Annotated in this window: 3 protein-coding genes; all 3 read right to left on the bottom strand. The window is 60.1% G+C overall.

The genetic code is table 11. The features are described 5' to 3' along the window. Positions 1-220, bottom strand: a 220-nt coding sequence (locus BDE01S_RS10760; RefSeq protein ID WP_066081441.1) for a hypothetical protein, incomplete at its 3' end; no start/stop codon positions are given. Then, the gene (locus BDE01S_RS10765; protein WP_066081444.1) at positions 217-399 is read right to left on the bottom strand and encodes a hypothetical protein; all 183 of its coding nucleotides are present in this window, start codon (positions 397-399) and stop codon (positions 217-219) included. The genes BDE01S_RS10765 and BDE01S_RS10760, both read right to left, overlap by 4 nt. A 3-nt stretch (positions 400-402) precedes the next feature. Beyond that, on the bottom strand, positions 403-906 hold the full coding sequence (locus tag BDE01S_RS10770; protein ID WP_082790478.1) for a glycoside hydrolase family 108 protein: 504 nt from the start codon (positions 904-906) through the stop codon (positions 403-405). Positions 907-913: the final 7 nt, after the last annotated feature.

The following is a 913-nucleotide window of genomic DNA, read 5'->3' on the forward strand; positions in this document are numbered from 1 at the left end:
CCGCTACCTGCGGAATCGCCGCAATGCCGCGTTTGATTAAGGCATAGCCGCCGACCATTGCGCCATACGCCCACCACAGCCACTCGGGGGCTTCGGGGGTTTGCGCGAATTTGACGGTCATCACGGCGGCGGCCACGTTTGCCCACAGCTTGGTGTGGGAGATATTGCCGCTGGCGGGGTTGCTGATTAAGCCCGAGAGCCATTTCAGAAATTTCTTCATTTTTTCAGACGGCCTTTCTGTTTCCGCGCCGCACGGCGGGCGGCGGCCACGCCCGATTTGCCGCGTTTCAGGCTCGGGTGTTGGCGGATTCGGCCTGTGGATGCGGGGGTAATGTTGATTTCGGACGGCCACCGTTCGGCCAATGCGGCCAGCGACAAAGCAACCAGTGTTTTTTTCATGGCTCAATCCTGATTGTCTTCGGCGGCGTGCAGCAGATTGCCCGCCACGCGTCGCACCCAGCCGCGGCCGAAGGTGGGGAAGGTTTTGATTTTGGTAAAAAACACCAAACGCTCGGCATTGAAACGCAGCAGCAAATCATTGACCGGCAGCCTGTTGACAGCGGCAAGCGATACCGCGCCGATTACGCCGTCGTCGGCCACGCCTGCGGCGCGTTGCAGCATGCGGGCGGCATTGCCGTAGCCGTGGTTGATGCAGGCATCCAAAAATTGGAACGCCACCGCCTCGGGCATTTGGTCGGCGCGGTAACGCTGCCAGAAGGCCTTGCGGTAAATCTCCACCGCCTGTGCGCGGGTCATGGCGCGCATAGAGCCGGTGTAGCCGTTGGCACGGGCGGTATTTTTGGTGATGCCGTGGTTGGTTTCGCCGCCCGGGTCTTGCGGGTGGTTGACGTAGCCGCCTTCGTGTTCGAGAACGCGGTTGATGAATTGTGTGAATTTGTCGGACATGAAAAAA

The organism is Bergeriella denitrificans NBRC 102155, from assembly GCF_001592185.1.
GTDB classification, from domain to species: Bacteria; Pseudomonadota; Gammaproteobacteria; order Burkholderiales; family Neisseriaceae; genus Neisseria; species Neisseria denitrificans.